Consider the following 6,320-nt stretch of genomic DNA (forward strand, 5'->3'; position numbering starts at 1 on the left):
CGAATGTGGCACAGCTGGGAGAGGTCGATGTGGGCACGTCTTCGTCTGCAGACGCTCCCAGCCAGCCCACAAAAAAACTAAAAGCGCTGCCTATAAGGCATCTATATGACAACTTCGAGCCACCGGTACCGAGTCGGACGGACGCGGCCCTGCAGGGCGACGGGTCGGGCCGCACCGGCCGGCCCCCTCGTCGGCTTCATACCAGGACGGCCCCGTTGCCCACCCGGTGGGACCTGCTCCGCCGGTTGTCCAGGTGCACGAAGGTACGGTGCAGCCAGCGGTCGCGGCCGTCATAGCGGGGAGTGAACGCCGTACGCCCGTGGATGGCGACCCGGTTGTCGACGAACGCCATCTCTCCCGACTGCAGTACCAGCGAGGTAGAGACCTCCAGGAAGGCGTCCCGGAGCCGCTCCATGGCCAGCTTGGCCACGTCGTCAAGGGCGGAAGTGGCGCTGAAGTCCACCTGCACGTTGGGATCCGCCAGGTCGCCCTCGAGTACGGCGTGCACCGGAGTCGCGTCGCCTGCGTGGAACGAGGGTGGCGGCGCGGTCACGAACCGCGGTTGGTTCAACACCGCCTTGTCGTCTTCCGACAGCAGCTGCAGAGCCCTGCGAATCGAGGAAACCAGCGTGCCGGCGGTCTTCGTGTGGTCGTTGCGGAGGCACAGCAGTCCCACGTAGTCGGGCCTGTAGGGGTGAAACGCGTTCTCCACATGCAGTTCAAGCGGAACGGAACCGGCGTTGCTCTGCGAGAACTCCCGCCCGGGCACCGGAACCACGTTCTGCACCAGGGCGCCGGACTTCTCCTGCCGATAGGCGATGATCTCGCCCAGCTGCAGTCCGATCAGAGTGGCCAATGAGGACGGGGCGGCGGCGATCCGCTCCACGGATTCAGGCACGGTCGGGGTGTCGGGCAGTCGATGCTCGTCCACCGGCAGGTTTCCCAGGATGAGAATCCCGTCCTCGGCGGGGTCGTGCCGGTAGCGCCGTATCACCTCCCGCAGCCGGACCGGCAGACGGCAGGAGAGAGAGCGCGCCTCCTCAAGCCACTTCAGATCGTCTATGAGTCTCGGCTCGACCATGGCCAGGGAATCGGCCAGCAGCCCGAGTTCGGAACGCTCGGTTTCGTCGAGGTTGAGCCGCAGCGGGCCGGCAGCAATCGGCAGTGCCTGCGGCAAGTGGGTCATCGGTGTCATGCGTACTTTCCTCTCAGCGTTACTAGCTGGACATCGCCACGAGTACGCGGCGACTGCCCGTGAACGGTCGCCGCCCGTGGCCGACGAGCACGTTGTCGATCAGCAGCAGATCTCCTCGACGCCAGTCCACGTCGACTGCGGTGTCCAGCCCGCAGTCCCGGATGTGATGGACGTACTCGGCGGGGATGGGGCTTCCGTCCGCGAACGTCACGGACTGGGGCAGCTCGGCGGCAGGCAGGACCTTCGCCAGTTCGGCGGCGGTTTCGTCCCCGAGCCCTGCCGGGTGCCACTGGTCGGCCTGGTTGAACCAGACCTCCTGCCCCGTGACCGGATGGCGGGTGGTGGCCGGCCGTATCTGGGTTATCCGGAGGCCACCGTCGCGCTGCCACTCGCATTCCGCCTCGGCCGCCGAGAGGAAGGCCTCAACCTCTTCCCGGCTCTCGGCCTCGAAAGTGGCCTGCCAGCTCTTCCCCAGGCCCCGCCCGCCGTGCAGGTTCTGGCAGTACCGGACTCCGCCGGCGAAAGCCTCCCGCACCTCGTCCTTCAGGGAACTCAGCCACAGCCCGCCGTCCACCACCGGCGTAGCGCCGCCCGTCTCGGCGGCCTGGGCGCAGAAGAACAGCAGCCGTGATGGCCAACGGTGCGCGTAGGAGAGTTCGTTGTGCATGGAAATCGCATACTCGGGCGGGTACTCCGTGGAGGTGTACACGTTCCTGCCGACCTTGGTGCGCGGTGAATTCCCGTGTACATAGGCGAGCCGGTCTGGGAGCAGGGCGTCCATTACGGAGTCGAGGCCGTCCTCCGGGACATCGAAGCCCCGGAACACCACGGCCTTCGCGCGCACGAGCACCTCGTCCATGCCATTGGCCGACGAGAGGTACTCCGCGAGCCCCTCCGGGCTGGGGTCGGCGCCGGTGCTCTCCGGATCTATCTCCAGCGGCTTCCATGCCGCTCCGGCGTGCGTCATCACGGTTCCCTTCTATAAGAGGTTGAGGTCCTCAGACCGACGCGCGCCGGCGCAGCCCGCGCCGAGATGGCGCGGCACGCAGCGCTCAGTGGTGTGTCGGTGCGTCGGTGTGAGCAGGATCAGCGAGTCGTCAGGAGTGCGCTTCGCCCGCCGCACGGGATTCGGCGCGTACGACGCGGCTGCTCGCCACGGAGACCGTGAGCAGGATCAGGCCGACCGACATGCCGAGGCCGATCCAGGATGTACCCACGGCCTCCAGCAGGAAGCCACCGAGCAGGGCCCCAACGGCGTTGGCGCCGGAGGAGAGGAAGCGCGAGACGGACGACACCCGGCCCTGCAACTCGTCCGGGGTGGTGCGCATCTGGTACACCGACGCGACGACATTGAACAGCGCCCCGACGAACCAGATGCCGGCCAGGGTGGCCGCGATGGCCGCCGGGTGGCGCAGCATCACGGCAGCGGGCATCAGGACCGTCCAGGCCGCCAGGCCCATAATCGCCGTCGGGTAGAGGCCGAAGCGCCGCTGCCACGGCCTCGCGGCGAGCGCCCCGGCCACCCCGCCGATGCCTCCAACGGCGAGGATCGTACCGAGCGTCGCGGCAGAGCCACCCTCACGGTAGACCACCACCATGATGGTGACGCCGAGTACCTGAAAGACGATGTTGGTGCTCGCGAAGAGCGCGACCATGATCCGCAGGAACCGGCGCCGCCACAGCCAGACTGCGCCTTCCTTGATCTCCAGGAGCAGGGACTTCTTCTCCTGAGGTTTCGCCAGCCGGAGATCCTTCCGGATCAGCAGCAGGCAGACCAGTGCGACCCCGTTGGCGAACGCGGTGAAGACGAAGGGCAGCCAGCGGGCCAGACCGAACAGCAGTCCACTCATCGGCTGGGCGAGCAGCCCGATCGCCGCTCCGCGTGCCTCGTTCTGGGACAGCGCTGCCGGTAGTTGTTCCGCCGTGACCACCTTACGGACAGTCGCTTGTTCGGCCAGTTGGTAGAAGATCCCCAGCGCCGACTGCAGGAATGCGGACGCCATGATCACAGGGAGCAGGATCCACCCCTGGAAGGCGGCCAAGGCCACCCCGAGGACGGCCAGGATGCCGATCACATCGCAGTACACCATCGCCCGCTTGCGGTCCCAGCGGTCGATCAACGCACCCGCGGGGAGTTGCACCAGCAGACTGGGCAGGGTGGCCGCGAAGGTCACCATCCCGGTCGAGGCGGCCGAGCCCGAATCCCAGAGCACGAGCATGGGGTTGGCCACCATGCTGACCGTTGCGCCGTAGCGGGAGAGGCCTGCGCCAATCCACAACTTGGTAAAGTCTCGGTTCTTGCGCAGTGGCACGGAAGGAGCGCCGGCGGCCTCGACCACCTCCGGCGAGTCGAAGCGCTCTTCCGTCACCACGTCCGGGCCCTGAGTCTGATTCTTGCTCACGACTCGTAACTCGCCTTCGTCGACGCACCGTTGACCTGTTGTTCACGTGCGACGGCTTCATCGATCGCGCGCTGCCAGAGCGTGGCGAGCCTCGCCTGGTTGGACCACACCGTGGCGATCAGGTGCTTAACCAGTTCCCGGCCGGTGGTGGCGTTGGTGAGGACCACCGCGCCATCACCCGAGTGAATGCGCAGTCCGGACATCGCCTGGTACCCGAACGCCTGTCCGCCGTGGCCGAACTCAAGGTCCGCGCCGGTGTTGTCGATGACCGTGCTCCATCCGTAGGGACGACCTGACTGGGGAGTAAGCATCTGACGGGCGAGCGGTTCGGACACGAGTGCGTCTGAATGGCCGAGGTAGCAGTGCCTCAGTTGAACGGCGAGTTTGCCCAGGTCACCGGCTGTGCTCCACAGGCCGCCGGCTGCTGCCTCCGGATAGACGTGGTAACCCCCCTCGACCGGTTCGCCGGAGGCGTCATGAGCATGGGCGAAGGGCCGCCCCGAACTCGCGGGGAAGACCGGGTCGAAACTGCTGTCCGTCATGCCCAGCGGATCGAACACCAGATCCTGCATCACGGCGGAAAACGGCCGTTCGAACATGTCAACCAGAGCCTGTTGCAGGATGCAGTAGTTGTACGGGTTCTGCCGGAAGACCTCGCCGGGCAGGTGTTCGCGCCGTACCGCAGGGGTGCGGGCCGGCGGGCGACCGTCGAGCAGATCCAGGACGGTCGGTACCGCCTCCCCCCTGTGGAAGTCACGGGGCGGCATGTAGGGCGCCAGGCCTGCCAGGTTCGACAGCAGCAGCCGGGGCGTGACCGGTACGTCCGGGTCGCCGGGGACACGCCACGAGGTCAGGTAGCGGTTGATGTCCTCGTCGAGGTCGAGCCGCCCGTCGCCGACGAGGCGCAAGACTCCGAAGGTGGTGACGTGCTTGCTCAGCGATCCGGCCGCGAACAGGGTGTCCGGGTTTACCGGATCGCGCTGCTGCGAGCCGGTGTGACCGTATCCCTCGACCGTCGTCACTACGCCGTCACGTATCACCGCGAGCTGCGCCCCCGGGATGCCGTGTGTCGCCATCACCTCCAGCAGCGAAGAGCGTGACGGTCCCGACTCGGACCGGCGGCTCCGCCGCACCGGCCGACGGGAAGCCTCCGGGCCCAGAGGACCCTCCGGGCCGCGCGGTCCGTCAGGTTCCTCCGGCCCGCTGGGCCCCTCGTCGTCCCCGTCGAGCAGATTCGCGAGCAGGTTCAGGTGGTCGTGGGCCAGCCGTTCGACGGTCGCCGGGTCATGCAGCGCCGTGCTGTGGGTCCAGCGCAGGTAGAGCTGTGCGCCGGAGACGTGCGCGCGGATGTCCAGCAGGTGCGATCGGGGAGCGGTCGGGTCCTCCGTCACAGCAACGTGGTCGGGGACGAAGGCCAGGGGTGCCCACTCCTGCTGCGCGGGTCGCTGCTCATCCATGCTGAAGGCGAAAGCGACCGGCGAAGGGGCGAGTTCGGTCATCTCGGTGGCCAGCTGAGCGTCCGAGGTGAGGTAACGGAGCAGTCCGTATCCCGCCCCCAGATCAGGTATTGCGCGGAGCTGCTGCCCGACGCCCCGCACCAGGGACGAAAGCTTCCTGCCCTTCGGAATCCGGAGGGCCAGCGGGAAGCTCTCCGTGAGCGGACCCGCCAGCCGGCCGATGCCGGCCCCGTACCGCGGATCCGTCCGAGGATCGGCGACGAGGTCGATCTGGACCCTGTCGCCGCCCGACCACTCGGTGAGGGTGCGTCCGAGTGTGGCGAGCAGTGCCTCCTCCGCGCGTCCACCGTCCAGCAGCTCGGCGGTCAGCGCGGTGGACAGTGCCACCGTGACGGTGTTGTCCGTGGCATGGGTGAGCGCGATCTCATCGTCGACATGGTCCAGCGGCAGTTCGGCACCGGGCATCAGGTTGAGCCAGTAACCGGCCTGATCGATCACTTCGTCGGAGGACGCCTGCTGCACCAGCTGCCCGGCCCAGCTCGGCATGGCCACCGCCCCCTGGGGCAGGACCACCGGCAGATGGTTCGCCCGCTGCTCGTAAGCGGCGTTCAGGTCATCGAGCAGCATGCGCCAGGATGCGTGGTCGACGGCCACCGCACTGATCGCCAGCCAGAGCTCGTCCGGCTGCCCGTTGCCGAAGCGGAACAGCGTGGCACCGAGAACCGGCCCCTTCTCCAGGTCGAGGTCGCGATACCGGGCCTCCGCCGCACCGGCCATCACAGCGGAGCGCTCCGCCACGGGAACAGTGCTCAGGTCGATGACATTCAGCAGTCGTGCGGACTCCGCGGGGGCGATCCACGCGTGACCGCTGCCGTCATCGGAGACACGCAGCCGGAGGGCGTCGTGGTGCGAGACCAAGGCCTGCAGTGCCTGCTCCAGCGTCTCGGCCTGGGGCTGCAGTGCGAGCGCCAGGCGCACCCTTTGGGCTCCTGCCCCACCCTGTTCCAGCAGTCGAAGCTGGCGCGGCATCAGCTCCACGGACGTGCCGGTCTCTTCATCGCCGCCCGCTTCCGCGATCAGTTCGGCCAGTTCGGCCAGGCTGTTCGCCTGGTAGATCATCCACACCGCCAGCGGCAGCCCGGCCTCCCGTCCGGCGGCCAGAACCTGGACGGCGCGGATGGAGTCGCCGCCGAGGTCGAAGAAGCTGTCCTCGACGCTGAGTTCGTCGAGGCCGAGGACGTTCTGCCAGATCGCGGCGAGCTGTTC

The 6,320-nt window shown here is 67.8% G+C and carries 4 protein-coding genes; all 4 read right to left on the reverse strand.

The features are described from left to right. Positions 1-196 precede the first annotated feature (196 nt). Complete coding sequence (locus ABZ934_RS26350) at positions 197-1,195, reverse strand: TauD/TfdA family dioxygenase (RefSeq protein ID WP_361317787.1); 999 nt, start codon at positions 1,193-1,195, stop codon at positions 197-199. A gap of 22 nt (positions 1,196-1,217) precedes the next feature. Continuing rightward, complete coding sequence (locus tag ABZ934_RS26355) at positions 1,218-2,162, reverse strand: TauD/TfdA family dioxygenase (protein WP_361317790.1); 945 nt, start codon at positions 2,160-2,162, stop codon at positions 1,218-1,220. Positions 2,163-2,292: 130 nt separating this feature from the next. Next, positions 2,293-3,567 (reverse strand): MFS transporter, encoded by a 1,275-nt coding sequence (locus tag ABZ934_RS26360; RefSeq protein ID WP_361317793.1) that lies wholly within the window; start codon positions 3,565-3,567, stop codon positions 2,293-2,295. Positions 3,568-3,593: 26 nt separating this feature from the next. Further along, positions 3,594-6,320, reverse strand: a 2,727-nt coding sequence (locus ABZ934_RS26365; RefSeq protein WP_361317796.1) for a serine hydrolase, incomplete at its 5' end; no start/stop codon positions are given.

The organism is Streptomyces sp. NPDC046557 (assembly GCF_040645975.1).
Lineage (GTDB): Bacteria > Actinomycetota > Actinomycetes > Streptomycetales > Streptomycetaceae > Streptomyces.